Below are 26,260 nucleotides of genomic sequence, written 5' to 3' on the forward strand. Positions count from 1 at the left end.
TTCCAACCTCCACCTCATGGATACGCAGGACGAAGGAAAGTATGGATACGATCCGGAGAGACATGGGAGGGTTAGCGACCGTGATTTGTGTGGAGATTTCCTAGCACGGTTATAAAACTGTTTTCCAAACAATACCAGTTTGGCAGATAGGATGGCCCCCAACCTGTAAATAAATTGAATTACTTTCAATTTTTAACTATCTATAAGGTGTGTCAACTAACTAGTGTTTATAAAATATTGAGAATACGCGAGTATTTGGAAGAAAAATTAACTTTATTGAGGGAGGATAAATAATTATGGTTAAAATAGCATTAGACGCTGGACATGGCATAAATACACCGGGGAAAAGAACTCCGGATGGGGAAAGAGAGTGGTCTTTTAACAGTAAAGTGGTGGCTGCGGCTACTAAGTATCTAAACGAGTATGACAATGTAACAGTTATTCGCTTAGATGACCCTACTGGAAAAATCGATGTATCTTTAACAGCACGAACAAATAAGGCAAACGATCAAAAAGCAGATATTTTGGTATCGTATCATCACAATGCTAACACAGGTCAATGGGGTACTTGGACTGGTACAGAAACGTATCATTATCCTGGTTCTTCTACAGGTCTTGCTATAGCTAAGAAGATTCATCCAGCAATTGTAGGAGCAATGGGATTACGAGATCGCGGTATTAAATCAGAAAACTTCCATATGCTTCGTGAATCCAAAATGCCAGCAATACTCATTGAAGGTGGGTTTATGGATTCTACCATTGACATTAAGAAATTGCGTGATGATGCAGTACTGGATCGAACAGGGAAGGAGCTAGCTGATGCCATTGCTTCTCATTTCGGACTGAAAAAGAAAGCTAAGAGTAAAGTAGAGACCGCACCATCAAGTGGAGTACACGTAGTCGAAAAAGGTGACACCCTATGGAGCATTTCTCAAAAATATAATACCACTGTTGCAGTACTAAAAAGCTTAAATAAAATAAGTGGGGACTTGATTGTTCCAGGGCAAAAAATCAAATTGCCAAGCGGTAGTAAAAAGAAAATGTTATATCTACCAAAAACTGCAAGCAGCTGGAGAGTATATCCTTTAAATAAAGCCCCAGTTAAAGGGAATGAGAAAGGATTTCTAAATCCTAAAAAATTCGGTGGGTTGCAGTATGAGGTACTTGGAAAACCGCAAGCTGATGTAGTGACAATCCAAACAAAGGATTTTGGTAAGGTGAATATATACGTCGGAAAAGAAACAGGAGCGTTGATTAAGTAACAAATATAGTTTCAAGTAATCGAATCAGAAAAATAAAAAAGCCAGGTCAATAAAACGATCAGGCTTTTTTATTACTATCCGAAGTAGATTTTGTTTTATTTAAGAAAGGAAAAAAAGTATTTTGATGACAGGCTATAATAAAATATATTATCCAGATAAGTGGAATAAACCACCATAATCCTTGTGCAGCTATCCTTAATTTAACGCTACTTAGTTCTAGAGCTGCTCCAATTAAAGCAATAAATATTAGAATACCATGTACTATTACGAGAGTTGGGTGTTTCTCAAGTATTGTACTATCTTCTGTTTTGCTACTAGAAAGAGATCTATCTGTAAGTTTCGGCTATTCCATTTAATAGGAAAAATAAAATTAGAACTACTGATGAAGCTCCAACAGAGCTGATTATTAACAGTTTTCCTAAATCAAGAAATACTGCATTATCAAATAAACTACTAAATGCTTGTATAGAGCCAAATGCGCCCATTAGTATCGCAGCGAAAATCCCTAATATGGTTATAAAGTTTGTTATCATTTTGTTGTTTTGCGTCTGTAATAATTCAGTATCTTTTTGTAATTTTTTTGTAGTTTTTTGTATTTCCTCGATTTTGTGAGTTCTCTCTATTAGGTGGTCTTGTATATAACTGTACTCCTTAATCTTTTTCTCTTGTTTTGCAAATAATGCTTCTTTTTGTTGTTGTGCCAACTCTAGGTGTTCGACTATTTTTAATCCTTTTTTATAGGTTTCGTCGGTTTCTTTAAAATTCTCGACTATTTTTTCTTCAATTGCTTGAATGAAATAAAACCCTTCGTCATTTATGTTGCTATAAATAAACTGCGATGCAGCTGAATATGGCAGGAGATCTAGGGACATATCATCTAAAAGACTAAAAAAGTCCTGAAAGAGCTTCTCTTTTTCTGATTCATCTATACCAGAAGATGTAGCACCATGAAGTTTGTGTAAATTATCAATTAATTTTTCGGATAATTCCTGTCTAGCTAAAGTCATTTTGGAGATCCCTTAAATCATATGTTACTATTTGATTTGAAAGTATAGCTTCCCTATTTGTTGACCATGTAGGCCTACTGTGACTATCCTCCACAAGATCAGTAACGCTTCTATTTAAGTTTTTGATAATATAATCATTTAAATCATTATAGTTTTCGTGTATTTGTGCTTCTCTTCTAATATTATATCTGCCAAAATGTTTATTTCTATGATACTCCGATTTTATAACAGGTCCATACTGCCAAGCCTCGAATCTCTCGGTATAAATATCTCTAACCAGATCATTAATACCATTATCCCTTATATACTGACCGAGAGCGAAGTAAAGAACTTTTTGTAATTTTAGGTTACTAATTCCTCCATACTCTTTTGAAATTGCAATTGTGTGATCTGCAAAATTCTGCATTGGCATTAAAATCCCCCCCTTTATAAGTAATGCCCACATAACAAAATACTGATTAAAGCCATAGGAAAAATAGAAGTTAATTATACTTTATAATATCAATATTATTCATATAAAGTCACTTTGCAACTTTATTATATCATAATTTGGATGAAATATCCACAAAATAAGAACAAATGTTCTATTTATTGAGGTGGTCATGTTATGAAATGTAAAAAGAGCCTCCCGATTAGAGAGACTCAACTCTGTAGTAACTCTTCACGTTCTTTAATAAGCTGTTTTAATTCCTCTATATCTTCTAGTGTAGCTTGATTACGAATAAAACTGCGTGTACGTGATCTATTGCTAAGGTATTTTGCATGTTCTTTATTTTTCTCTTGCCAACGCTTATTCGCTTCTGTTTGATTGCTCATTTTGTAGTCGCTCCTTTTCTTTTATTAATTTCCTTTTTTTCCTTTGCAAGAAAAGGTTCCAAATCCCAAGTACAGCTATAACTACCCACAGTACTAACATGATTTTATAAAACATATACTTGTGGTATACTTAGTGAAGAGAGAGGGGATTAACCTCCCCTTCTCATTCTTCTATTTTCTAGCCTTAGTTTTTCAATTTCTAACTTTGTCTTTTGGTTGACGAGCCATATTTGACGAGCGGTTAGGATTGAGATTACTAGGGCTATTATTTTTGCTAAGTATTCCACTTGTTCACCTCCTTTCTATACTTTTATTATACTATGCATAGTATAATAAGTCAAGGCATTTTCTACAAATTAATGCAATTTCCCCCAACCATATTTATGTTTACAAGGAATCAATTTTTGATATAATAAGAACAAACGTTCTGTAAAGGTGGTCTTGTTATGAAAGGATTATTCCATCGCTCCATCGAAAACAAAGAGAAAATCGTTATAGTCTATATAGATAGTAAGAACAATGTAACTCAACGTTATGTTCGTGTAATTAGCATGGATGATGATTCTATAGTGGCTTTTTGCTTTTGGCGTAAGAAAGTAAGAACATTTAAGTTTGAGAATATCCTTTCAGCAGGGCCAATTAGGAGGAAGTTAGGAGCATAAAATAACAGGCCTTAAAGACCTGTTATTATAAATTTGTGGATATTATTCTATAATCAGATAAAATAATTCGATAGGAACAAAACAAATTAGAAGATCATAGAGAAGTTCCAAAGAGCTTACTCTTCATTTATAATATTACCTACAATCTATATTTGTAGTCTTAAGCCTTCCAATTATGACTGTTGCTCTTTCTTCAGATATTTATACAGCCCAATAATAATTAAAAGAATAGACAAACCAATTTCTACAGTGAAAATAGTCCAAAAGCTGTCAAATACTTCGCTTTCTAGTGAATCGGCAACACCCAAGTATTGTAACTTTTTTAATATCAACCATTGTGTACAAAGCATTACTATAGCATATTTAGTAAATGCGCCAAATAGTAATGCTACTCCAATTCTTATTAAAGACATGTGTTTACTCCTTTTATTATGAAAATTATGTTGATTATATTTATGCTATATCCTGTTATTATAACTGTCAAGGATTAATCATTTGATTAATTACTAAAAAGCAGTGACTTTTTTTCACTGCTTTTTAGTAATTTTTAAATTATCAGAACTAGTTACTACTTTATACCTTTGTAATGGAGAAATAATTTCATAGTTATCAAAGGTCAACTAGATACGGGTACTTATTTAATCAAATACCCTACATAAATTTTAATATGGATTACGAATAGGACCTATAATGATATCATATTCCCAGCTATCAACAGCTTGATAGGCATTGAATTTTCTATCAGAACCAAATACATTTTTTTCAGTAAATGAATGTACTTTTGCTATTTGGTTTGTCCAAATTTCTAATTGTTTATTATTAGGAATAGTTATTTTACCAAATTCTTCCTTAAACGTTTTAGTTTGTGTTTTACCAAAGTCTACTTTTGTACTTGCTTTGAATACTTTTTTAAAATCTGCCTCTGCTTTTAGTGATATATTAACGCTATTACCTACTGTACGGGTTACGGTAGGTTGTTGAGTTATAGATTTTCCCGTTCTATTTTTGTAAACTTTTACGTCAAAATCTCTTCCGATATATCCTGAAGCGCCATTATATTTATAAGAGGTCAATAATGCCATAGGTTGGATTTGGTTAATTGGTACTTCAGGAACTTCGATATTGCTTTGATAATCTGCCATTTGACTCATAACTTGTTCCTTATACTTTTCTACCTTTTCTATAGTATCAAAATGCTTAATTTCTATTAATTTACCATTATCAGTTTTAATAGTTTCAATCTTATCTGGAAGAACTTCCGAATCTGATTCTTGTGCACTTGCCATAATTGGAAGTGATAGTGATATTACCAATAATAATACTAAAACAGAAAGTTTCTTTTTCAAATTAAACACTCCTTTGGTCTATTTAGCTATTAATCGTATTTTGATAGGAGTAGATTCTGACTTTACTTCTCCTTCAACACAAAAATTACCTACCTTATATCCTCCTTCCTTATATTTACATTTTTTATGGTATCATTAATAGGTATTTTTGAGTATTGGGAAAGTTACGGTGTTTTAGAACATTATTCGACAAAATATGACATGATTTTACTATGTATAACACTGTTTTTTCGACAGGTTGGGAAAGTGGGGGGGATAGCATATAATTGCTTGATATTTAATGTAAATTGTTTTAAAATTTAATTTTTATTCATTATTATATTTAAGTGGGTTTCGGAAGAGCATTCTATGAATAGTAAAAATTAATTTATTTCCTGTGGTTATTTTTGCAATAATGAATAAATGTTAAGAAATTTTGGTCTCTTTGAGAAAGTATTATTCTCGCTTTTCCTCGAAAACAGTTATTCCTAAAAAGCCATATTTGTATTTTTTGGGGCGTAAGATGTACAACGTTCAAACTGGATAATATCCTTTCAGTAATCGATCAATAAGAAGGCAGGGGCATAAAACTAACCCCAGCTACAAAAGCAGCTGGGGCACTTAATTATTCATCATACGGTCTATACTTCTCGTGAATGGATTTAGAAACTTTAGTTTCTGTTTCTTTATTAATTTAATATATTTCCAACAGGGGATATCATCTTCTTATGTGGTATAGTAATTAATAATGGTAAATAGGGAGACTATATTAAGATGAACAAAGATAAGATGAACTTTGTAAAGCAACAACATTATATCCCACAGTTTGCACTGAAAAATTTCCAAAAGGACGATAATAAAATATCATACACTATTATTAAACAGTCCCCTTTGAAAGTTCATAAAAGCGGTCCTATGAAAATTATGCAAGAAAAAGATTTTTATGAAATTAAAGATGATAATGGAAATTATGTTTTAAGAAATACAATTGAAGATTCTTACTCAGGTCTTGAAAGTATAATTAAACCGAATTTCCAAGAATTTATTAATTTAAGCAGACGCGATGATTTTCAAGATAAGTTTGTTGAAATAATACAAAATGAACGTTGGACTGATATTGAAACAAGTCTTTTACTTTATTTAATAATAACGCTTATCAGAGGGAAAGGTGTAAAGAATCTAGTATATTTAAACCCAAAACTTAAAGACAGTGAAAAACATATAATGTATTTACTTTTTACAACTAGTCAAGCTTATGCTGCTAACTTTGCTAAGAAAATGTACTTTGGTCAGGAATTAGAAAATATTCTATTGTTTATAAGGGATTCTTCAGAGGATCCTTTAAAAGTTTTGGCTGAACACATTATGAGTAATTATCAAATTAGATTCCATAAAACATTAGGTATTAAGAAATACTTCTTATCCGATAACCCGGTTATCGTGAAAAAGTTTGAGGGAGAAGATTATCATTTGCCAATTTCACCAGAAATTTGTATTGGACTTATTCCTATTATGGTTGATGGTGATAAGATCTTAACTGAAACCACTATTTATAATATGAGTGATGAAAATGTGGAGCGGATTAATGAACAGCTAGTTTTGAATACTGATAAACTGCTTATTATCTACAATGAAGATGATTTAGAATTCATATCAAATATACGTTCTAGAGTCGACAGTCAGTGAATATACTCTCATATGTAGGATAAGGCTTAAGCCCCTACGATTGTGGGGGCTTATTTTTGAGGGTTCCTTAATTCTTCATGGTATTTATACAACGCCTTCATGATACACACGAAGGTTCCTTTTATATGTTTAGTCATTAGAAATGTACTCCTTGAAGATGAAAATTAACATACAGATAAAGAGAAATAACGTTATTTAACTTAATTCTAAATACGGTCTCTTTTTTCAAAACTCGCTACTTTATCTCCATATAGATACCGGTGTTTGTCAATATAGTTGTCTCATTTAGTTACTTTAGTATTTTAATAGAATGTCATAAATCTCCGAGTTCAATTAATGCTACCGCGCTTCGCTTGCTGACCTAGTGATTTGAATCGAAAGGAAAAGCGTACTTTCGATTCAAATCACTAGGGAAATGGAGATATTATGGTTGACTCTATGCTTCGGTTTGCTCCTCATCTCGCATTGGATTGAGTGCTACTTGTTCATTCGGCTTCCAATTCCTTATGCCTCTTGCCCAACGCTCTGGATGTTTCGTCTTCGCTGCCTCATATATGGCTTTTCGTTTTTCCAATATAGCTATGTGTTCCCCGGTATGACATTGTACAGGCGTCACAAACTTCAGCCCACTATGCATGTGAACCTCGTTATACCAGTGGACAAATTTTTGTGCCCATTCCCTTGCCTCAGTGAGTGATGCAAAGCCATTGTAAGGGTAATCCGGTCTATATTTGAGTGTCCGGAACATCGCTTCTGAGTATGGATTATCGTTACTTACTCGAGGCCTTGAAAAAGAGCTTTGAATGCCCAATTTCTCTAGTAAGCTTAAAAATGTCTCAGCTTTCATTGGGCTACCATTATCTGAATGCAATACGAGTGGTGCCCCTTTGATCTTTTCATTGATTACTGCCTTTTTCACAAGTGTTTCTGCGTGTTTTGCCTCTTCCGTTTCCCAAACTTCCCAGCCAACTACTTTTCTACTAAATAAATCGATAATTAAATAGAGTCGATAATATAGACCCTTCGCAGGCCCACCAAGCCATGTAATATCCCACGTCCACACTTGGTTTGGTGATGTTGGGAGATGACTCTCTGGGACTCTTTTTACAGGTTTTTGACTACGACCACGATGGTTTTGCATTTTTTCCTCACGTAATACACGATAAAATGTGGATTCCGACGCAATATAAGTCCCTTTGTCCGCAAGATTAGGTACAATTTGTGTTGGTGGTAAATCAACGTATTCTTTGTGTTTGACAACCGTTAGGATTTCTTCTTTTTCTTTCTCAGTTAATTTATTTTGGGGTACTGGTCTTTTCGTAAGTGGGCGTTGATCCACCTTCACACCATCGTCTGCTACCCAACGTTCATAGGTACGCACGCTGATATGAAGCTCCTCGCAAGCCTTCGCCATTCGCGCACCATTTTGATTGGCTTCTTGGATGAGTTCGACAGCTAATGCGCGATTTGATGGGCTAATCATTCTTCCTCGTCGTCCCCCCAAATCGCTTGGGCCTTTTTTCGCAATAGTAATAAAGCCGCAGCTTCAGCTAGTGCCTTCTCTTTCTTTTGTAGCTCTTTTTCTAGTTGCTTAGCACGCTTTTTTTCTTCTTTCAATACACCATTCAACTTTTTCCCTTCGTCGAATGACTGTTCATTTGCCTGAAGACATACACTTTTCCAAGATTCAATTTGTTCACGATACAGACCTTTTTTACGACAATACTCAGCTAACTCTGATTCATTCATCGCAAAAGTCTCCATCACGATTAAAAACTTATCTTGACTACTCCAATTCTCACTTGTTTGTCCATTTCCAGGTGTTGCCACACCAGCAGCACGAGCTTCTTTACGCCACTTGTATAACGTCACATTCGAGATGCCTTCTTCTTTCGATATTTGCGCCACAGATTCGTTATTTGGGGGCATCATGCGCTTGATAATAGCTTCTTTCTTTTCTTGTGAATATCGTACTCCATTTTTTCTTGTCATCCCGATCAACCTCCGTGTTATTTATTAAACTATAACACTAAAGTATCGTACGACAACTATCCTAACAGAGGGGGTATCCCTATTTATAAATCCTGTTTAAAGGATGATTATTCTACTTTTAATAAAATAGTTTATTTTGGTATAAAAAAACTGGTATTTTAGGAAAATTTTCTTATCGTTGTTGTTTAAATTAGTCATAAACATGATGTATTAGGAATTGCTAACAAAATTGCAAACGAAAATGCTAACAAGTATTGAGATGGACTATTATAAATGGCTATTGTTTTAAGGAATTATCAAGGAATAACAAGCAATATAATACAATAAAACAGCCTTTATTGGTTTCCGGTACCAGGTTTGCCGGGGGTTCGAATCCCTCTGGGCGCGTCTTAGAAAACCATTAGTAGCAAGGGATAGAAGGTGATTTCTTCCCTTGCTTTTTAGTTTGCCAGGCATCCACGTATTCTCTAGGGTTGCAGTTCCTAATCTCGAACCTAGTAGTAATGCTTGTATCCTTTTCAACTATAGATTCCTGTATATCTTAATGGTACCAATCTTTATGACTAAGCTAATATTTTGTAGGTATGTCATCCAGTACAATTATTTTATCATTCCGAATAATATAACTGTATACTATATCATTATTGTCTTTTAAAATAATGAATCCTCCATATTTTTTTCCATAACTTTCTTTCCAATTGTAGTTTCCTTTAACCATTAGTATATCAGGGTATTGATATCCTTTTTCTTCTTTTAAATACTTTACTGCAATTTCTTCTGATTCTATAATTTTTTTAGGATTTCCATAGATAAAAGCATTATAAGTATTATATAAAGTTCCTATCGCTAGAATTACTAGGGTTATCACAATAGTTATTTTTACATTTTTTGACATTCCTTCACATCCTTTGCTAAGTATATGCATAATGTATAGGAGGTGTTCATTTTTTCAATTTGGGGTGAGGAGAGAATATGAATAACACTATCAATAATTACTCCAGTTAATAAGATAGCTTACTTAATTACTATTTCACCCTGTAAAATAATCGAGTCAAATAGCCAAAAAATGATTGCAGCTGATCCACTAATAATATAGTAGTTAGTTAAAATATTTGGATTAGCAAATGGATTATCGACTTCGTTCATTAAAAAGATAACAATAGCAGAGGCTACCAGTGCGCCTACAACATAAACTAGTAAGTACGGGATATATAACTTTTTGGGTTTCAGGCTTAGCAGGATCTGGATTGTAGAAGCAAACAGTAGGTAACAAAAGAAAAAAATTATAGCATAAAAAATTGCATATTGATAACTAAAATCATCAAAGAGTAATATAGCTATAATTATACCTAGAGTCATAGATGACAGAAGAGAACAAAGAATCGAGAGAGAGATAACTAGATTAAGATCGAGATCTTTTAATTTTTTCATAACATCACACCCTATCCCTATCATTCTATAACTATTATATCGGAAGCAATTCTTATTTTAAATAGATGAAATTATTAGGTAAGGTATGAAGGTAAGTATATAAATAACAAACAATAAAGCGGATACTTTTGTGTATTTTGATTCAAATAGATTACGTAAACCATGATTAAAAATCCCTAAAATGAAAACGCAAAAGCATAAGCCTAAAGCACTCATAGACACAATAAATAATAGTTGTTCCATCAGATGCCCCCCCTTTCTAACTAATTGTTAACTTAATCTTAGCAAGAGGGAGTTCGTATACAAAATCGAATTATATAACAAATAATGAAATGGTGTGACAGTATTGTCACTTCATCTGATTCAGTTTATACTAACCCTCCCCGGTTTCCGGTACCAGGTTTGCCGAGAGTTCGAATCCCTTTTAATCGCGTAATAAAAGCAAGGGATTAAGTTATCCCCCTTGCCCTATTTGAGTAAAATAAAGTTTGCAAACCTCTTAACTACATACCTAAACATAAGCTATCCCCATCTAAATGCAACTTACTCTGATACATTTCTAGTCTTCTAAGTGCAAAATCAAATTCCACATTAAAAATGGTTATAATATCCGTTACAGTAGGTGTGTGTATGTTTTCCAGCATAAAGGTTGGAACGCAAAAGTGATAAGCAAAATGGTTCGCTTGCCATTCTTGAAGGTCCTTAAAGGATTTTTTCATGGTCAGCTGGTTACCGAAATGCCTTAAATAATGACAGATTTCATGCCCGAATAATTGCCATTGTTTTTGTTTAGTATCATATTGGAGAATAATGTTATTACCATATCTATAGGTAGAAGAACTGTAATAAAGATTAATCCCAAGTTTACTGGCTATTTCTTCTATATCTAATTGTTCAGGATGACTAATGGATAAATTATGGTATAAGTTGAAAACATAATCTTCTAAATGTGTATACATTTCATTCCCCCTATGTCGAATAACGCGAATGTGTGTTCTGTTTCGTGGTAAAAGATTAGGCGTGCAAGTTGCACCCCTTTACAAGTCCATGTATGAAATTAATGTTTATCTTTTTAGTAAGTGATATTATTCAAAAATATGATTCTAAAGCGAACTAATCTACCTTATTTCTTACTTAATTTAAACTTTATAAATTCATATACCTCTTCTAATTGTTCTGGTGTCATATTGGCAAGGTCATTAAACATCAAATCCGCATCATGGAATTCGCTAGTAATCTTATCGATGATTCTAAACTTCTGAAGCTCTTCAGGGTCCGGATTAGAATAAAGCAAATCCGAACTACTGATTTTTTTCTCAGGTGCAAACCCAGCCATTATGAAGAGGTTATCCAAATTTAAGTCTAGCTTTTCAGCTAATACTCTTAATGTGGGTTTAGAAGGATTGTGTTCACCACGTTCAATTTTACTTAAATGAGAGAAACTAATACCCGTCTTTTCGGATAGAGCACGTAAAGACATTCTGTTATGTTCTTTACGATAATTCCGCAAAAACTCTCCAATTTTATTATTATCTACCATACGTATCACCACTGGTTCCTCGACTTATTTGTTATTGTATCGCAAAACAACACAAAAATAAAGAATTATCTATTTTGTGTTGACATTTAACACATAATAGCTTATTCTTAGTGTCAAGGTGCAACACGTAGAGACACCCATTTCTAAAAAGAGGTCATACGATGCCAATTTATAATAGGCTTTTACAGCTTCCAAAGAGGAAAATGTGTCGGAACCCAACGTGGGGGGAGTATATTTTGAACACTAAGTCGATGCAAAATAGTTAGCAACTCTCTAATAATCAATGGAGAGTATTTTTATAATGGTTATGTGTCATAAGACGACACAAAAGTATACCATCTATCATAGTACACATACGATGAATGTTTGATAGATTTTCGAAGGAGGGATCGATAGAAAAGAAATATCAATTATGATTTTATTACTAACCATTATGTTAATAATTTATCTCAACCTTTACAAAAAGGCTGGAAAGGGAGAACTGGAGGAGATGATATGAGATTACAAGATATTCCTATTAAGAGAGGTGTATTAACCATTGACATCAGTGAAAGTCAGAGGCCATTTGTAGTTGTCTATAGTCAAGGAAAGGCTAGGATTACTAATTTACCTGAACATGGTGAGACAAAGGTTGTTACACATCAAGGGAAGGTAAAGCGAATTAAGTTTGATGAAGGGGAAGAATTTTAAATAAAGCAAGCTGAAAAATAGATTCTTTGGATCTTGCTAGAGTTAATACGGCGAATAAATCGTTCTACCAGTAAGCTGGAGGACACTGAATGTTAGCTACGGCTAATGTTTAGTGGCCTCTTTTTTGTTTAATTCATATGAAGCGTTTGGAGGAGATTAGATGGGTGAAAAAACAAAGGATAATTGGGCAGATAAGTTAATTTTAGAATATGAACAAAGTAAGCAAGAGCTATACAAAATGAAAAACAATCTAGGCGATTCATTGCTTGATCAGTTAGATAAGACACAAATAAATAGCATGATTGAAACGGTTCAAGAAGCAATTGAGTGGATGTCTACTGGTCGAGAGCCAAATAAAATACGCGGAGTTGATAAAAAGGCAGCTTATCAACGTATAGCAATAGAGGATATGGACATGTTTCCATCACTGGAGATTATTCCTGAAGAACGGAAATTAGATGAAAAGGAAAAAAGTACGGTTCTCAATATACTAGCAGAGATGACACCGAGACAGAGGCAATGCTTTCTATTGCATACGGTCTATGCGCAATCATTCGCGGAAATAGCTCAGGAATTAAATATTGGAAGAAGTACAGTCCAAAAGCATATAGAACGTGCGAAGAGCAAGATAAGTCGTGCAAATGTCGTATGAAGTTCTTAATAAGTGAAGGGAGCTTTTTCAAATGGAGCTCCTGGATTAAGTAGACGATACACAAAGCATATGGAACGTGCGAAGAGCAAGATTAGTCGTGCAAATGTCGTATGAAGTTCTTAATAAGTGAAGGGAGCTTTTTCAAATGGATCTCTTGGATTAAGTAGACGATACACAAAGCATATGGAGCGTGCGAAGAGCAAGATTAGTCGTGCAAATGTCGTATGAAGTTCTTAATAAGTGAAGGGAGCTTTTTCAAATGGAGCTCCTGGATTAACTAGACGATATACAAAGCATATGGAACGTGCGAAGAGCAAGATTAGTCGTGCAAATGTCGTATGAAGTTCTTGATTAGTGAAGGGAGCTTTTTCAAATGAAGCTCTTGGATTAACTAGACGATACACAAAGCATATGGAACGTGCGAAGAGCAAGATTAGTCGTGCAAATGTCGTATGAAGTTCTTAATAAGTGAAGGGAGCTTTTTCAAATGGATCTCTTGGATTAAGTAGACGATACACGCTCTATATATTTTTATCTGAGCGAGCGATTATCAAAGGCTCCTAAGCTTATTGGAGCCCTGTAATACGGTGGAATAGGAATTGTAGGGTAGGAGGATTGAATGGTTTAAGGGAGTTAGGGAAAGGAAAGCTGGATTTACTAGGCAAATCGGAGCCAAGTAATTCATGCAACCAAGTAATGTCAACATGATTCCTGAAATCTAAGTAGGAAATCAATTACTTCACGTTATGGTTGAAGTAAAAATGTATAGGAGGGGATATAATGGATCCAAAACGTGCAATGTTAGAAGGGAAGAATACGATTTTTCTTTTTCGTAAATTAAGTGAGGCAAATACAGAAGTAATTATGCTAAAGGATGGAACGATTAGGAAGTTAAGTGAGTAACCATGGATGAAACATTAATTCAATACTTTCTTACACAAGGACCATTTGCAGTTCTTTTTGTTTGGCTTTTTTATACAAGTAGAAAAGAGGCAAATGAAAGAGAGAAACAACTCTATCAAACGATCGATGACCAAAACGAAATATTAAAAGGATTTAGCACAAAGTATGACATTGTTATAACTAAGCTGGATGATATTGAAGAGCGTTTACCGCCACGGTAAGGGCTCTTTTTATCGCCTTCTGAGGGGAGGTGATGGAGGGTGAAGGTAACTGGTAAGTTGGATTTCGTAATCCAGTATTCTATGGACAGCTTATACTAGTAATTTTGTTACCCATTATTAGCTGAGGATTTAACTACATCGGGGATAGTAGGGAATGTTCTTGTACAAGCAATCTCTAATTTGTACTGGCGCTAGTATTGGCAAGTGTATGGAATGCAAGGATTGATCCTACGACAAAGTGCCTACGTGATAGTGGACAAGCAAGAACATATCAAAAAACGAAAGATGATGTGTCATATTTCAATGCAAAAACTAACGGATTAAATAAGTGGCTAGTCCAAATGGGCAAGTCACTTTTTTAATATAAAAAAATATTAGGAGGAGATTTTGTATGGCTAAAATCGCATTAGACGCAGGACATGGTATGAATACACCGGGGAAAAGGACTCCGGATGGTGAAAGGGAGTGGTATTTCAACAACAAAGTAGTAGTTGCAGCTACTAGGTATTTGAATGATTATGAAAATGCCATTATTATTCGTTTAGATGACCCGACTGGGAACACCGATGTATCTTTAACAGCACGTACGAATAAGGCAAACAGTGAAGGTGCAGATATTTTGATATCGTATCATCACAACGCTAACACAGGTCAATGGGGTTCTTGGACTGGTACAGAAACCTATCATTATCCCGGTTCTTCTACCGGTCTTGCTTTAGCAAGAAAAATTCATCCAGCTATTGTTGGTGCCATGGGCTTACGAGATCGCGGTATTAAGTCGGAAAACTTCCATATGCTTCGTGCATCCAATATGCCAGCAATTCTAATTGAAGGTGGGTTTATGGATTCTACCATCGATATTGTCAAAATGCGTGATGATATCGTAATGGATCGAACAGGAAAGGCGCTAGCTGATGCCATTGCTTCTCATCTCGGATTAAGAAGGAAAGATAGTGGAGGAACTAATACTTACACCGTACAGCCTGGTGACACATTGTGGAGTATTGCCCAAGCCCATAATATGACGGCACAACAATTAAAGGATTTAAACGGTCTGACAGGTGATACCATTTATCCAGGGCAGGTTCTGATTGTCAGTGGTGGGGTAGTTTACCACATTGTCCAATCTGGGGAAACATTATGGGGGATCGCACAACAGTATAATACTACAGTTGAAGCTATTAAAAGCTTGAATGGGATGACAAGTGATGTTATTCGTCCAGGCGACCGTTTGAGAGTTAGGTAAGTAATTTACTGTGTAATCTAGAAGCAATCAAAAGCCCCAGTTATTAGAATTGGGGCTTTCTCTAATAAATCTAGTGCTCTCAGATATGTATTCACTAGTCAGTCATAATTGTAATCTTAGATACTTAAAAGATCTTCCGAAAGTTGATAATCGACACGGGAGTATTTGGTATGTAGTTATGGGTGCAACTAAATGCATCCCTTAATGGTTCCTATTTGAACAATGAAAATAATCCTTTTTTCCTTTTTTTAGACAGTGGTTGTCCTAACAGTCTTTTCTTTACGTATTTCTTTGGATTACTTAAAGCTGTTGCTCCGCCTTTATCATAACCTGGTACAACTGTCTTTTTCACTGACCTTTTTACGCTAGATTTAACTTTTGAAATAGGAGATTTTGGTTTTTTGAACTTCTTTTCAACAACTATCTTTGGAGTTCATAAATATGACAGAAACGATTGCTAAAGTTGCTAAAACTATCTCATAAACAACAACAAATTTTGATTTTAGCATGATCTCACTCTTTATCATTTTACTTTAGTAGATTTCTATAAAAAAGATTTAAAAATTTCGTATTATGTCGGATTTTGATAAAAAATTATGTGCAATTCAGTTTTATTATAGTCTTGCTTCAACCTATTCTACATGATAAAATAAGAACAAATGTTCCTGTTGGGAGGCTTTGGCTATGGAGAAGCTGTTTCTACGTTCAATGGAAAACAAAGAGAAAATCATTATTTTCTATATGGATCGGCATAACAATGTTTCTAAACGGATTGTTCGGGTATTAAGTATGAACCAGGATTATCTGGTGGCTTATTGTTATTGGCGTAAGAAAATAAGAACCTTTAAACTGGACAATATATTATCTACTGGTCCAATTTCTAATCATGTAGGAGCATAATTTTTGGATTTATCGGTTTGTTTTGTATACTATGGTCTTAGAAAAGTTAAATGTAGAAGGTGCCCTAATGGAAAAAGTCATATTTTACACGAAAGAAAACTGTTCTCTTTGTGATAACGCTGAAGCATTACTAGGGATGTTCCAACAGGATTATCATTTTGAAATTGAGAAGCGAGATATTTATACAAATGACGAATGGTTAGAAAACTATCATTTATCCATTCCAGTAATCGAGATAAATGGCGTTCAGTTGAATTGTGAACAGATTGACTACAATTCGGTTGAAACAACATTGCATGAGAATTTACAAAAGAAATAAGGATAATTTACAATCATATTGGTTGTATATTTTACGCATTATGATATGATAATAATGTACATAGGATTCTACTATGTGTATTTTTTTGGGACATGTGGGACACCATAAGAATGCGTGGGACATTTTTGTTCCCGATTCTAAAGGGGTAATGTCATGAAAGAACTATTCGACCTACAGAAAAAGCTCATACCTGACTTGTTAGAAGTAATGCAAACCAGATTCTCTCTGTTACGCACGGTAAACCTCTATCAACCTATTGGAAGAAGAGGTCTTGCGGAAAGTAGTCAATTAACGGAAAGACAGGTTCGAAGTGAAATTGATCTACTTTACGAACAGGGGTTATTAGAAGTTACGACAAAGGGTATGCTTGTTACGGAACAAGGTGAAAAGGTTCTAGAACAACTCAATCAATTTATGAGTGAAATAATGGGCTTAACTGTTTTAGAAAATCGAATTAAGGAAACATTACAAGTAGAGAATGTTATTGTAGTTCCAGGAAACAGTGATGACGCAGAATGGGTTAAACAAGAGATGGGAAAAGCTTGTGTCTCCTATCTTAAAAAGATTATAACACCCGATGCTACGATTGCTGTAACGGGTGGAACGACGATGGCTTCTGTTGCTAGTGTAATGACACCGTTCGAAGTAGAAAATAATTGCCTATTTGTACCAGCACGTGGTGGCATTGGCGAGAAAATGGAAAACCAAGCCAATACGATAGTGGCACAAATGTCCCGAAAAGCACAGGGAGATTATCGTTTACTTTATGTACCAGATCCAATCAGTGACTCGTCCTATCAAAACATCATCCAAGAGCCTTCTATCATAGAAGTATTACAGCTTATCAAAAATGCTGATATTGTCTTACATGGGATTGGTGATGCATTGACGATGGCAGACCGCCGAAAGACACCACATGAATTGAGGGAAAAGCTATTAGAGGAAAATGCAGTTAGTGAAGCATTTGGTTACTACTTTGATCAACAAGGCAATGTTGTTCACAAGGTGCGTACGGTTGGATTGCAGTTAGAGGATTTAGAGTCGATGAAACATGTCGTTACCGTTGCTGGTGGTAAATCGAAGGCTAAAGCAATCGAATCCTATTTCACGCATGGTACAAGCAATGTGCTCATTACAGATGAGGCAGCTGCGGAACAGATTTTAAGGGATACTTCCCTTTAAATAAATAATACTTATAGAATTTTAGGAGGAATATACAATGGCAGTAAAAGTTGGTATTAATGGTTTTGGTCGTATTGGACGTAACGTATTTCGTCAAGCACTAAAAAGAGACGATGTAGAAATCGTAGCAGTAAATGACTTAACAGATGCTAATATGCTTGCACATCTATTAAAATATGACTCAGTACATGGTGTATTAGAGCAAGAAGTATCCGTTAACGGTTCTAACATCGTTGTTGGTGGAAAAGAAATTAAAGTATTAGCTGAGCGTGATCCAGGCAATCTTCCATGGGGCGAGCTTGGTGTTGAAGTAGTAGTTGAATCTACTGGTCGCTTCGTTGATCGTGATTCTTCTCAAAAACATATCGATGCTGGTGCGAAAAAAGTAATCATCTCAGCTCCTGCGAAAAATGAAGATTTAACTATCGTAATGGGTGTTAACCAAGACCAATACGATCCAAGTAAGCACCATATCGTATCAAATGCTTCTTGTACAACAAACTGTTTAGCACCATTTGCAAAAGTACTTAACGATAAATTCGGAATTAAACGTGGTCTAATGACAACTGTTCACGCATATACAAATGACCAACAAATTCTTGACTTACCACACAAAGATTATCGTCGTGCTCGTGCGGCAGCTGAAAACATTATTCCTACAACTACTGGTGCTGCAAAAGCAGTTTCTCTAGTATTACCAGAGTTACAAGGTAAATTAAATGGTATGGCTGTTCGTGTACCAGTTCCAGACGGTTCTATGGTAGACTTAGTAGCAGAAGTAGAAAAAGATGTTACTGCTGAAGAAGTGAACCAAGCGTTCAAAGAAGCAGCAGAAGGTGAACTTAAAGGAATCTTTGAATACAGTGAAGCTCCACTAGTATCTTCTGATATTGTTGGAAACACACATTCTTCTATCCTTGATGGTCTATCAACTATGGTAATGGAAGGAAACATGGTTAAAGTTCTTTCATGGTATGACAACGAAATGGGTTACTCAACTCGTGTTGTTGACCTAGTTGCTTTCATGGGACAAAAAGGACTATAAGTTAAATGGGCAAAAGGTGGAGGAATACATTCTCCTCCTTTTCTCATGTAATTTTAGTACGCTCTGAGTAAGAAACAAGGACTAGGGAAACCTACCAATTTTAAAGCTTACATATCTTTATCCCACACACTGACAACGTCCTGTTGTTCGTGGGAAGGAAATTACGTAATAAGCATATTCGTATAAAATTCCATACGAATAGGAGTCTTTTTAAGGAGGGAATCCAATGAATAAACTAACAGTAAAAGACCTTGATTTAAAAGGGAAAAAAGTTTTCTGCCGTGTAGATTTTAACGTACCTATGAAAGATGGAGAAGTAACAGATGATACACGCATTAAAGCTGCTTTACCAACCATTACCTATTTATCGGAGCAAGGTGCAAAAGTAATTTTAGCTAGTCATCTTGGTCGTCCTAAAGGTCAGGCTGTAGATGAACTACGTTTAGACGCAGTTGCGAAGCGTTTAAGTGATTTAATTGGAAAAGAAGTTGTAAAAACCGATTCTGTTTACGGATCTGAAGTAGATGAAGCTATTTCTGGATTACAAGATGGTGATTTATTGCTTCTTGAAAATGTGCGTTTTGAGGCTGGAGAAGAAAAAAATGATCCTGCGCTAGCTGAAGCTTTTGCAAATATGGCTGATGTTTATGTTAACGATGCTTTTGGAGCGGCACACCGCGCACATGCATCGACTGCAGGTATTGCTGAAAAGCTTACATCTGCTGCTGGTTTCCTGATGGAAAAAGAACTTTCTGTATTAGGTAAAGCACTAGAGAATCCTGACCGTCCATTCACGGCAATTATTGGTGGGGCAAAGGTTAAGGATAAAATTGGCGTTATTGATAATCTATTAGATAAAGTAGATAATTTGATTGTCGGTGGAGGCCTAGCATACACCTTTGTTAAAGCACAAGGGCATGAAATAGGAAAATCCCTTCTTGAGGAAGACAAAATTGATTTAGCAAAAGAATTTATGAAAAAAGCGGAAGAAAAAGGCGTTAATTTTGTGTTACCTGAAGATGTAGTCGTTGCAGATGATTTCTCAGAGGAAGCTAATACAAAGATCGTATCCACATCTGAAATCCCTTCAGATTGGGAAGCACTTGATATTGGTCCGAAAACAAGAGAGAAGTATGCTCAACTTGTAAAAAATTCTAAACTAGTCATTTGGAACGGACCTATGGGTGTATTTGAATTAAATGTATTTGCTAATGGTACAAAAGCAGTGGCTGAGGCATTAGCAGAAACAGAAGGTTATACCGTTATTGGTGGTGGAGATTCTGCTGCAGCTGTTGAGAAGTTTGACTTAGCAGAGAAAATGGACCACGTATCAACTGGTGGTGGAGCATCCTTGGAATTTATGGAAGGTAAAGTTCTACCAGGTGTTGAAGCCCTTACGAATAAATAAGTTTCACAATTCTTTAATAGAGGTGATACCATGCGTAAAAGAGTAATTGCAGGTAACTGGAAAATGAATAAAACTCTTACGGAAGCAACACAGTTTGTGGATGAAGTTGTAAAATCTATTCCTGCTGATGAAAAAGTAGAAGCAATTGTATGTGCTCCTTTCCCACATCTTGCAACTTTAGTGGAAAAAACAAAAGGAACTAATCTTAAGATTAGTGCGCAAAACATGCATTTTGAAGAAAATGGCGCATTTACTGGTGAAGTAAGTCCGGTAATGTTAAAAGACTTAGGCGTTAGCCATGTCGTAATTGGTCACTCAGAACGTCGAGAGTATTTCGCTGAGACTGATGAAACAGTAAATAAAAAGACCCATGCTGCGTTTAACCATGGTCTAACTCCAATTGTTTGTGTAGGAGAAACATTAGAACAACGTGAAGCTAATGAAACAATGTCATTAGTAGAAACACAAGTTAAAAAGGCGCTAGAAGGCCTAACTAACGAACAAGTAGCACAAACTATCATTGCTTATGAACCAGTATGGGCAATTGGTACTGGCAAAACAGCATCCAATGAAGATGCTAACGAAGTATGTGCACACATTCGAAACGTAGTGAAATCACTAACAGATGAAGCAACTGCTGAAGCTATCGTAATCCAATATGGTGGAAGTGTTAAACCTTCTAACGTGGATGAATTATTAGCACAATCTGATATCGATGGTGCTTTAGTTGGTGGTGCAAGTTTAAAAGCTGATTCCTTTCTACAGCTTGTGGAGGCAGGTATAAAATGAGTCAAGATAAATTAGCTGCGTTAATTATCCTGGATGGATTTGCTATCCGTAATGAGGTAAAAGGTAACGCGGTAGAACAAGCTAATAAACCGAACTTTGACCGCTACTGGAATACGTATGCACATAATCAATTAAAGGCTAGTGGAGAAGCGGTTGGACTACCTGAAGGTCAGATGGGTAATTCTGAGGTTGGACATTTAAATATTGGTGCAGGACGTATCGTGTACCAAAGTCTTACCCGTGTCAATTTATCGATTCGTGAAGGTGATTTTTTCGAAAACGAAGCCTTTCTAAAATCAATCCATCGCGCGAAAGAGAAGAATAAAGCACTACACATCTTTGGCTTATTATCTGATGGTGGTGTTCATAGCCATATTGATCACTTATTTGCATTACTGAAGCTAGCAAGTGATCAAGGTCTAGAAAAAGTGTATGTACATGCTTTCCTTGACGGTCGTGATGTTGGACCACAGACAGCAAAAGGTTATATTGAACAAACGGAACAAAAAATGAAGGAGCTAGGCGTAGGAAAAATTGCTACCGTTTCTGGACGTTATTATTCAATGGACCGCGATAAGCGCTGGGACCGTGTTAAAAAAGCATATGACGCTATGGTTTATGGTGAGGGACCTAGTTATAACCATCCACTTGAAGTGGTAGAAGACTCTTACCAAAATGGTATCTATGATGAGTTCGTGATTCCTTCTGTTATTAAAGATGCGAATGGTCAACCAGTTGGAAAGGTCGAGGATGAGGATTCTATTATCTTCTTTAACTTCCGTCCGGATAGAGCAATCCAAATATCCCGTACATTTGCTAACGAAGACTTCCGTGACTTTGACCGTGGACCAGGAGTTCCGAAAAACTTAGATTTTGTTATGCTTACCCAATTCAGTGAATCTATTGATGGATTTGTTGCCTACAAACCAACTAACTTAGATAATACAATTGGAGAAGTATTAGCACAAAATAACATGAAGCAGCTTCGTATTGCGGAAACAGAAAAATATCCACACGTTACCTTCTTCATGAGTGGTGGACGTGAACAAGAGTTTCCTGGAGAGAAGCGCATCCTAATTGATTCACCAAAAGTCGCAACATACGATTTAAAACCAGAGATGAGTGCTTATGAAGTAACCGATGCACTGCTAGAAGAATTAGACAATGGTGATGTAAATGCCATTATCTTAAATTTTGCTAACCCAGATATGGTTGGACATTCTGGTATGCTTGAACCTACAATTAAGGCAATCGAGACAGTAGATGAATGTCTAGGAAAAGTAGTGGACAAAATAATCGAGTTAGGTGGTCATGCTATTATTACAGCAGACCATGGTAATTCAGATGAAGTCGTTACATTAGAGGGCAATCCGATGACGGCTCATACTACTAATCCAGTTCCAGTAATTGTTACGAAGGATGAAATAGAATTACGCGATGGCGGTATTCTAGCAGATCTAGCACCGACATTGCTTGATTTATTAGATATTGAAAAACCAAAAGAAATGACAGGGACATCCCTGATTAAAAAGTAAAAGGAGAGAAAAAAATTATGCCATACATTACAGACGTATACGCACGCGAAGTATTAGATTCACGAGGAAATCCTACAGTTGAGGTAGAAGTTTATACAGAATCAGGAGCTTTCGGTTCAGCAATGGTACCAAGTGGAGCATCTACTGGTGAATATGAAGCAGTAGAACTTCGTGATGGTGATAAAGGTCGCTATCTTGGAAAAGGTGTAGAAAAAGCAGTTCATAATGTAAATGAAATCATTGCACCAGAATTAATCGGTTTAGATGTAACTCGTCAAAACATTATCGATGCTTTAATGATCGACCTTGATGGAACAGAAAACAAAGGAAAATTAGGTGCTAATGCTATCCTTGGAGTCTCTATGGCTGTAGCACATGCAGCAGCTAACTTCCTAGAAGTACCTTTATACAATTATTTAGGTGGATTCAATGGTAAAACTCTTCCAACTCCAATGATGAACATTGTAAATGGTGGAGAGCATGCTGATAACAACGTTGATATTCAAGAATTCATGATCATGCCAGTAGCAGCTCCTACATTCAAGGAAGCACTTCGCACTGGTGCAGAAATTTTCCATTCTCTTAAAAATGTATTAAAGTCTAAAGGCTATAATACTGCAGTTGGGGATGAAGGTGGATTCGCTCCTAACCTAAGCTCAAACGAAGAAGCACTACAAACAATTGTTGAGGCTATTGAAGCAGCAGGTTACAAGCCTGGTGAAGAAGTTAAATTAGCAATGGATGTTGCATCTTCTGAAATGTACGAAGATGGTAAATATGTTCTTAAAGGTGAAGGCGTAACACGTACTTCTGCTGAAATGGTAGACTGGTACGAAGAAATGGTTAATAAATATCCAATCATTTCTATTGAAGACGGCTTAGATGAAAATGACTGGGAAGGTCATAAATTACTTACAGAGCGCCTAGGAAACAAAGTACAGCTTGTTGGTGATGATTTATTCGTAACAAATACGAAAAAACTTGCACAAGGAATCGAACAAGGTGTAGGAAACTCTATCCTAATCAAAGTAAACCAAATTGGTACATTAACAGAAACATTTGATGCAATTGAAATGGCTAAGCGTGCTGGTTATACAGCAGTTGTTTCTCACCGTTCTGGTGAAACGGAAGATGCTACTATCGCTGATATCGCAGTAGCAACTAACGCTGGCCAAATCAAAACTGGTGCACCGTCTCGTACTGACCGTGTAGCGAAATACAATCAATTACTACGTATTGAAGATGAATTAGCTGGCATGGGTCAATATGCTGGACTAAATGCATTTTATAACTTGAAAAATAAATAAATAATTGCGAAAGGCTGCGGTGACGCAGTCTTTTTCTACAGGTAAATGAAATAAACGCATTAGCTAATGGAAGAGCTAATGCGTTTATTTTTTTGGAATACGATATGCTTTTCATGTAAATTATGCCCGACGCTTCAAAAAACGTGACATAGTTGGTCACGGACACAATCGATATTTAATAGGCTATAATAATTAAGGCTTTTAGAAAGGACGATAACATTTGGCTGAGAAAGTGTTAGTTTTTGGAGATATAGGGGTAGATGATATTACTGCACTCTTATATGGGTATTTAAATGACGATATCGAGATTGTGGGGGTTGTTACAGACTATGGGAACATCCCAAGGGAGAATGCATTAAGAACTGTACAATATTTAAAGTCTATTGTTGTCACAGAAGAAGCTCAAGAAACACCAATTATAACAGGTGCAGAAAATCCAATGACAGCCGAATTACCGGACTTTGTACCAGAGATTCATGGGGAATATGGGTTGGGACCGATTACTCCGCCAACTACTGAGGATCCATTGCCAGAGCTGGAAAACTTTTATGAAATTATTGGAATTATTGACGAATATGAAGGTGAACTTAACATTGTTAATATTGGAAGATTAACTTCACTTGCTACTTTATATCTTCTCTATCCATTAACGATGGAAAAAGTAAAAGCAATCTATATAATGGGTGGAGCATTTTGGGTACCAGGAAACGTTACAGCGGTGTCTGAGGCGAACTTTCACGGTGATCCAGTAGCAGCACAAATTGTCTTAACCTATGCGGATAATGTAACGATTATCCCATTAAATGTAACAGAAAGGGCAATAGCTACACAACAAATGGTAGACTATATTGACCAAGTGGGGCCAATTGATATCCTTAAACCGATGATCGATTACTATTATGAATATTATAGGGAAAGAAACCCTAATGTACAAGGTGCACCATTACATGATGTACTAACATTAATGGCGGTAAATCGGGGGGATATGTTTACTTTTCAAGAGCTTCCTGTCCACATCGTACAGGCTACTCAGGGGACTGAACGTGGTCAAAGTATCGCCGATATCCGTCCATTCGGAAATTTAGAAGAGGAGACAGAGAAAGAGATTAAAAGACATCGTATTGCGGTTGATTTTGATTATAAGCGTTTCTTCATTGATTTTATGACGACTATGTCCGGGCAGCAATTTTAATTCTTTGGGAGTACTGTTGTAGTACTCCTTTTTTAAAGAAATTATAAAATTAACGTATCCACCAGACGCTCAGCGTTTACAGTGGCTTCCTTATGCACACCTGTTACTGTCCTAGAAATCAGTCGTTCGTATATTCTAAATCTTGGCCCTGTACTTTTCTCAATGGATTAGCCTAACATAGAATTTATCATTATAATAAAACTACAATCTGTGTAAGAGATGGGGGAAATTATGGTATTGGATATTATTAAGGATCGAAGAAGTATCCACTCCTTTCAGGAAAAAGAAGTAGATACGAAGCTATTAAAAGAAATTTTTACATATGGGTCTTATGCCCCGACACATTATATGAAGGAACCATGGAAGATTAAGCTTTTTCAAGGTAAAGGAAAAGAAATGTTAATCCAGTCTATTCTCAATAGCTACTTAAGAATGGGAATGCTGAAAAAAGATCAGGATAAAACGATGGCTTCTATGAAATCATTCCTCATGGCAATTCCACATCATGCCGTTATCTATTTTGATAAAGAGAATGATCCTGTTCGCTATGAAGAAGAATACGCAGCAGTATGTGCATTTATTCAAAATGCTCAGCTTGCAGCATGGGAATTAGGTGTAGGGATGCTCTGGACGATTACACCATATATGCATGACGCTAATTTTTATGATGAGATAGGACTAGATATTGAAAAGGATAAAATTGCAGCAGTTATGCAAATTGGCTATCCAAAGAAAGTTCCAAAGAGCAAAGGGAGAACACCGATTGATCATAAAATGGAAATAATAGATTGATAGGAAACGAGTGATAATAAGAACCAGGAGAGAAATCAGGTTGAGATTAGTTAAACATCCCGAATTGATCGATTATCTACTAAGCGAGGTCTTCATTTGACATTAGATGGCATTCATTTAAATAGTCGTGGCGCTAAGATAGTGGCTGAAGAAAATACATCCTTGATTGATCATATTTTTTACAGTGGCAATACGGCAAACAGAAGTGAATAGAGTTTTTCAATGTTAATTTCTAATGAAACGAAAAAAATTGATATTGTAATAGGATTCACTTCATGAATAGGTAAGGATTATGTCATGGAGGGGCTGTGTTTATACTATCTGTGATATAAATGAAGAAGATGCAGTTACTAGGAGC

At 35.7% G+C, this 26,260-nt stretch carries 31 protein-coding genes; 18 read left to right on the forward strand and 13 right to left on the reverse strand.

The annotated features are described in order from the left end of the window. Positions 1-296: 296 nt before the first annotated feature. On the forward strand, positions 297-1,262 hold the full coding sequence (locus tag MKY78_RS15525) for an N-acetylmuramoyl-L-alanine amidase (protein ID WP_339213963.1): 966 nt from the start codon (positions 297-299) through the stop codon (positions 1,260-1,262). 326 nt (positions 1,263-1,588) lie between these two features. Here the strand turns inward: MKY78_RS15525 and MKY78_RS15530 are convergent, their stop codons facing one another. The 4 genes from MKY78_RS15530 to MKY78_RS15545 form a co-directional block, all read right to left on the reverse strand. Then, entirely contained in the window at positions 1,589-2,269 is a 681-nt protein-coding gene (locus tag MKY78_RS15530; protein ID WP_339213964.1) for a hypothetical protein, read from the reverse strand. Continuing rightward, the gene (locus tag MKY78_RS15535; protein WP_339213966.1) at positions 2,256-2,681 is read right to left on the reverse strand and encodes a type II toxin-antitoxin system antitoxin SocA domain-containing protein; all 426 of its coding nucleotides are present in this window, start codon (positions 2,679-2,681) and stop codon (positions 2,256-2,258) included. The genes MKY78_RS15530 and MKY78_RS15535 overlap by 14 nt, the downstream gene beginning before the upstream one ends. A 230-nt stretch (positions 2,682-2,911) precedes the next feature. Continuing rightward, positions 2,912-3,085: a hypothetical protein gene (locus MKY78_RS15540; RefSeq protein ID WP_339213968.1), complete on the reverse strand. Its 174-nt coding sequence runs from the start codon at positions 3,083-3,085 to the stop codon at positions 2,912-2,914. Positions 3,086-3,234: 149 nt separating this feature from the next. After that, complete coding sequence (locus tag MKY78_RS15545; RefSeq protein ID WP_339213970.1) at positions 3,235-3,372, reverse strand: hypothetical protein; 138 nt, start codon at positions 3,370-3,372, stop codon at positions 3,235-3,237. A gap of 159 nt (positions 3,373-3,531) precedes the next feature. Between MKY78_RS15545 and MKY78_RS15550 the strand changes: the two genes are divergently transcribed. Then, the gene (locus MKY78_RS15550; RefSeq protein WP_339213972.1) at positions 3,532-3,747 is read left to right on the forward strand and encodes a hypothetical protein; all 216 of its coding nucleotides are present in this window, start codon (positions 3,532-3,534) and stop codon (positions 3,745-3,747) included. Between the two features lie 173 nt (positions 3,748-3,920). Here MKY78_RS15550 and MKY78_RS15555 read toward each other — a convergent pair whose 3' ends face one another. Next, positions 3,921-4,160 carry a hypothetical protein gene (locus MKY78_RS15555; RefSeq protein WP_339213974.1) on the reverse strand — a complete coding sequence of 80 codons (240 nt, stop codon included), beginning with the start codon at positions 4,158-4,160 and terminating at the stop codon, positions 3,921-3,923. Positions 4,161-4,409: 249 nt separating this feature from the next. Continuing rightward, complete coding sequence (locus MKY78_RS15560; RefSeq protein WP_339213976.1) at positions 4,410-5,093, reverse strand: hypothetical protein; 684 nt, start codon at positions 5,091-5,093, stop codon at positions 4,410-4,412. A 753-nt stretch (positions 5,094-5,846) separates the two neighbouring features. Here MKY78_RS15560 and MKY78_RS15565 point away from each other — a divergent pair. Beyond that, positions 5,847-6,758, forward strand: a complete 912-nt coding sequence (locus tag MKY78_RS15565) for a DUF4238 domain-containing protein (RefSeq protein WP_339213977.1) — start codon at positions 5,847-5,849, stop codon at positions 6,756-6,758. A gap of 436 nt (positions 6,759-7,194) precedes the next feature. Here MKY78_RS15565 and MKY78_RS15570 read toward each other — a convergent pair whose 3' ends face one another. The 6 genes from MKY78_RS15570 to MKY78_RS15595 all read right to left on the reverse strand — a co-directional run bounded on the left by MKY78_RS15570 (position 7,195) and on the right by MKY78_RS15595 (position 11,721). After that, positions 7,195-8,241, reverse strand: coding sequence for an IS3 family transposase (locus tag MKY78_RS15570; protein ID WP_339213979.1), 1,047 nt, complete (start codon positions 8,239-8,241; stop codon positions 7,195-7,197). Then, positions 8,238-8,750 carry a transposase gene (locus tag MKY78_RS15575; RefSeq protein ID WP_057994671.1) on the reverse strand — a complete coding sequence of 171 codons (513 nt, stop codon included), beginning with the start codon at positions 8,748-8,750 and terminating at the stop codon, positions 8,238-8,240. The genes MKY78_RS15570 and MKY78_RS15575 overlap by 4 nt, the downstream gene beginning before the upstream one ends. 568 nt (positions 8,751-9,318) lie before the next feature. After that, on the reverse strand, positions 9,319-9,645 hold the full coding sequence (locus MKY78_RS15580) for a hypothetical protein (RefSeq protein ID WP_339213986.1): 327 nt from the start codon (positions 9,643-9,645) through the stop codon (positions 9,319-9,321). Positions 9,646-9,764: 119 nt separating this feature from the next. Beyond that, a complete protein-coding gene (locus tag MKY78_RS15585; protein ID WP_339213988.1) occupies positions 9,765-10,181 on the reverse strand; it encodes a UPF0715 family protein in 417 nt (138 codons plus the stop codon). Between the two features lie 503 nt (positions 10,182-10,684). Beyond that, positions 10,685-11,140, reverse strand: a complete 456-nt coding sequence (locus tag MKY78_RS15590) for an ImmA/IrrE family metallo-endopeptidase (protein WP_339213990.1) — start codon at positions 11,138-11,140, stop codon at positions 10,685-10,687. A 164-nt stretch (positions 11,141-11,304) separates the two neighbouring features. Then, complete coding sequence (locus MKY78_RS15595; protein WP_339213992.1) at positions 11,305-11,721, reverse strand: helix-turn-helix transcriptional regulator; 417 nt, start codon at positions 11,719-11,721, stop codon at positions 11,305-11,307. A gap of 495 nt (positions 11,722-12,216) precedes the next feature. Between MKY78_RS15595 and MKY78_RS15600 the strand changes: the two genes are divergently transcribed. The 5 genes from MKY78_RS15600 (at position 12,217) to MKY78_RS15620 (ending at position 15,433) form a co-directional block, all read left to right on the forward strand. Beyond that, entirely contained in the window at positions 12,217-12,411 is a 195-nt protein-coding gene (locus MKY78_RS15600) for an XtrA/YqaO family protein (protein ID WP_339213994.1), read from the forward strand. Between the two features lie 160 nt (positions 12,412-12,571). Continuing rightward, positions 12,572-13,063, forward strand: coding sequence for a sigma-70 family RNA polymerase sigma factor (locus MKY78_RS15605; RefSeq protein ID WP_339213996.1), 492 nt, complete (start codon positions 12,572-12,574; stop codon positions 13,061-13,063). A 780-nt stretch (positions 13,064-13,843) separates the two neighbouring features. Continuing rightward, a complete protein-coding gene (locus MKY78_RS15610) occupies positions 13,844-13,966 on the forward strand; it encodes a hypothetical protein (RefSeq protein ID WP_339213997.1) in 123 nt (40 codons plus the stop codon). Between the two features lie 2 nt (positions 13,967-13,968). After that, entirely contained in the window at positions 13,969-14,187 is a 219-nt protein-coding gene (locus MKY78_RS15615; protein ID WP_186870556.1) for a BhlA/UviB family holin-like peptide, read from the forward strand. Between the two features lie 391 nt (positions 14,188-14,578). Further along, positions 14,579-15,433, forward strand: a complete 855-nt coding sequence (locus tag MKY78_RS15620; RefSeq protein WP_339213998.1) for a LysM peptidoglycan-binding domain-containing protein — start codon at positions 14,579-14,581, stop codon at positions 15,431-15,433. 211 nt (positions 15,434-15,644) lie between these two features. On the opposite strand, the gene MKY78_RS15625 is transcribed toward MKY78_RS15620, so the two are convergent. After that, positions 15,645-15,785, reverse strand: a complete 141-nt coding sequence (locus tag MKY78_RS15625) for a hypothetical protein (RefSeq protein WP_339214000.1) — start codon at positions 15,783-15,785, stop codon at positions 15,645-15,647. A gap of 332 nt (positions 15,786-16,117) precedes the next feature. On the opposite strand from MKY78_RS15625, the gene MKY78_RS15630 reads away from it, so the two are divergent. The 10 genes from MKY78_RS15630 (at position 16,118) to MKY78_RS15675 (ending at position 25,902) form a co-directional block, all read left to right on the forward strand. Further along, complete coding sequence (locus MKY78_RS15630) at positions 16,118-16,333, forward strand: WYL domain-containing protein (protein WP_339214002.1); 216 nt, start codon at positions 16,118-16,120, stop codon at positions 16,331-16,333. A gap of 67 nt (positions 16,334-16,400) precedes the next feature. Next, a complete protein-coding gene (locus MKY78_RS15635) occupies positions 16,401-16,652 on the forward strand; it encodes a glutaredoxin family protein (protein ID WP_339214004.1) in 252 nt (83 codons plus the stop codon). A gap of 153 nt (positions 16,653-16,805) precedes the next feature. Further along, positions 16,806-17,834, forward strand: coding sequence for a sugar-binding domain-containing protein (locus MKY78_RS15640; protein ID WP_339214006.1), 1,029 nt, complete (start codon positions 16,806-16,808; stop codon positions 17,832-17,834). 37 nt (positions 17,835-17,871) lie between these two features. Then, a complete protein-coding gene (gap, locus tag MKY78_RS15645) occupies positions 17,872-18,879 on the forward strand; it encodes a type I glyceraldehyde-3-phosphate dehydrogenase (RefSeq protein ID WP_339214008.1) in 1,008 nt (335 codons plus the stop codon). A gap of 226 nt (positions 18,880-19,105) precedes the next feature. After that, the gene (locus tag MKY78_RS15650; RefSeq protein ID WP_339214010.1) at positions 19,106-20,287 is read left to right on the forward strand and encodes a phosphoglycerate kinase; all 1,182 of its coding nucleotides are present in this window, start codon (positions 19,106-19,108) and stop codon (positions 20,285-20,287) included. Positions 20,288-20,317: 30 nt separating this feature from the next. Beyond that, complete coding sequence (gene tpiA / locus MKY78_RS15655; protein ID WP_339214012.1) at positions 20,318-21,076, forward strand: triose-phosphate isomerase; 759 nt, start codon at positions 20,318-20,320, stop codon at positions 21,074-21,076. Further along, positions 21,073-22,611 carry a 2,3-bisphosphoglycerate-independent phosphoglycerate mutase gene (gpmI, locus tag MKY78_RS15660; RefSeq protein WP_339214013.1) on the forward strand — a complete coding sequence of 513 codons (1,539 nt, stop codon included), beginning with the start codon at positions 21,073-21,075 and terminating at the stop codon, positions 22,609-22,611. Before tpiA ends, gpmI begins: the two co-directional genes overlap by 4 nt. A 17-nt stretch (positions 22,612-22,628) precedes the next feature. Continuing rightward, entirely contained in the window at positions 22,629-23,918 is a 1,290-nt protein-coding gene (gene eno, locus MKY78_RS15665; protein ID WP_186870544.1) for a phosphopyruvate hydratase, read from the forward strand. A 220-nt stretch (positions 23,919-24,138) separates the two neighbouring features. Continuing rightward, on the forward strand, positions 24,139-25,110 hold the full coding sequence (locus MKY78_RS15670; protein WP_339214015.1) for a nucleoside hydrolase: 972 nt from the start codon (positions 24,139-24,141) through the stop codon (positions 25,108-25,110). Between the two features lie 231 nt (positions 25,111-25,341). Next, positions 25,342-25,902 (forward strand): nitroreductase, encoded by a 561-nt coding sequence (locus tag MKY78_RS15675; protein WP_339214017.1) that lies wholly within the window; start codon positions 25,342-25,344, stop codon positions 25,900-25,902. Positions 25,903-26,260: the final 358 nt, after the last annotated feature.

This window comes from Ornithinibacillus sp. FSL M8-0202 (assembly GCF_037975285.1).
GTDB lineage: Bacteria > Bacillota > Bacilli > Bacillales > Amphibacillaceae > Ornithinibacillus > Ornithinibacillus massiliensis.

Bases quoted from the DNA above. Each gene is read 5' to 3' on its own strand.
- MKY78_RS15615 (WP_186870556.1), top strand. From the start codon at position 13,969: ATGGATGAAACATTAATTCAATACTTTCTTACACAAGGACCATTTGCA.
- MKY78_RS15530 (WP_339213964.1), bottom strand. From the start codon at position 2,269: ATGACTTTAGCTAGACAGGAATTATCCGAAAAATTAATTGATAATTTA.
- MKY78_RS15535 (WP_339213966.1), bottom strand. From the start codon at position 2,681: ATGCCAATGCAGAATTTTGCAGATCACACAATTGCAATTTCAAAAGAG.
- eno (WP_186870544.1), top strand. From the start codon at position 22,629: ATGCCATACATTACAGACGTATACGCACGCGAAGTATTAGATTCACGA.
- MKY78_RS15610 (WP_339213997.1), top strand. From the start codon at position 13,844: ATGGATCCAAAACGTGCAATGTTAGAAGGGAAGAATACGATTTTTCTT.
- MKY78_RS15555 (WP_339213974.1), bottom strand. From the start codon at position 4,160: ATGTCTTTAATAAGAATTGGAGTAGCATTACTATTTGGCGCATTTACT.
- MKY78_RS15570 (WP_339213979.1), bottom strand. From the start codon at position 8,241: ATGATTAGCCCATCAAATCGCGCATTAGCTGTCGAACTCATCCAAGAA.
- gap (WP_339214008.1), top strand. From the start codon at position 17,872: ATGGCAGTAAAAGTTGGTATTAATGGTTTTGGTCGTATTGGACGTAAC.
- gpmI (WP_339214013.1), top strand. From the start codon at position 21,073: ATGAGTCAAGATAAATTAGCTGCGTTAATTATCCTGGATGGATTTGCT.
- MKY78_RS15590 (WP_339213990.1), bottom strand. From the start codon at position 11,140: ATGTATACACATTTAGAAGATTATGTTTTCAACTTATACCATAATTTA.
- MKY78_RS15575 (WP_057994671.1), bottom strand. From the start codon at position 8,750: ATGACAAGAAAAAATGGAGTACGATATTCACAAGAAAAGAAAGAAGCT.
- MKY78_RS15550 (WP_339213972.1), top strand. From the start codon at position 3,532: ATGAAAGGATTATTCCATCGCTCCATCGAAAACAAAGAGAAAATCGTT.
- MKY78_RS15525 (WP_339213963.1), top strand. From the start codon at position 297: ATGGTTAAAATAGCATTAGACGCTGGACATGGCATAAATACACCGGGG.
- MKY78_RS15565 (WP_339213977.1), top strand. From the start codon at position 5,847: ATGAACAAAGATAAGATGAACTTTGTAAAGCAACAACATTATATCCCA.
- MKY78_RS15600 (WP_339213994.1), top strand. From the start codon at position 12,217: ATGAGATTACAAGATATTCCTATTAAGAGAGGTGTATTAACCATTGAC.
- tpiA (WP_339214012.1), top strand. From the start codon at position 20,318: ATGCGTAAAAGAGTAATTGCAGGTAACTGGAAAATGAATAAAACTCTT.
- MKY78_RS15605 (WP_339213996.1), top strand. From the start codon at position 12,572: ATGGGTGAAAAAACAAAGGATAATTGGGCAGATAAGTTAATTTTAGAA.
- MKY78_RS15650 (WP_339214010.1), top strand. From the start codon at position 19,106: ATGAATAAACTAACAGTAAAAGACCTTGATTTAAAAGGGAAAAAAGTT.
- MKY78_RS15540 (WP_339213968.1), bottom strand. From the start codon at position 3,085: ATGAGCAATCAAACAGAAGCGAATAAGCGTTGGCAAGAGAAAAATAAA.
- MKY78_RS15640 (WP_339214006.1), top strand. From the start codon at position 16,806: ATGAAAGAACTATTCGACCTACAGAAAAAGCTCATACCTGACTTGTTA.
- MKY78_RS15635 (WP_339214004.1), top strand. From the start codon at position 16,401: ATGGAAAAAGTCATATTTTACACGAAAGAAAACTGTTCTCTTTGTGAT.
- MKY78_RS15580 (WP_339213986.1), bottom strand. From the start codon at position 9,645: ATGTCAAAAAATGTAAAAATAACTATTGTGATAACCCTAGTAATTCTA.
- MKY78_RS15675 (WP_339214017.1), top strand. From the start codon at position 25,342: ATGGTATTGGATATTATTAAGGATCGAAGAAGTATCCACTCCTTTCAG.
- MKY78_RS15595 (WP_339213992.1), bottom strand. From the start codon at position 11,721: ATGGTAGATAATAATAAAATTGGAGAGTTTTTGCGGAATTATCGTAAA.
- MKY78_RS15585 (WP_339213988.1), bottom strand. From the start codon at position 10,181: ATGAAAAAATTAAAAGATCTCGATCTTAATCTAGTTATCTCTCTCTCG.
- MKY78_RS15620 (WP_339213998.1), top strand. From the start codon at position 14,579: ATGGCTAAAATCGCATTAGACGCAGGACATGGTATGAATACACCGGGG.
- MKY78_RS15630 (WP_339214002.1), top strand. From the start codon at position 16,118: ATGGAGAAGCTGTTTCTACGTTCAATGGAAAACAAAGAGAAAATCATT.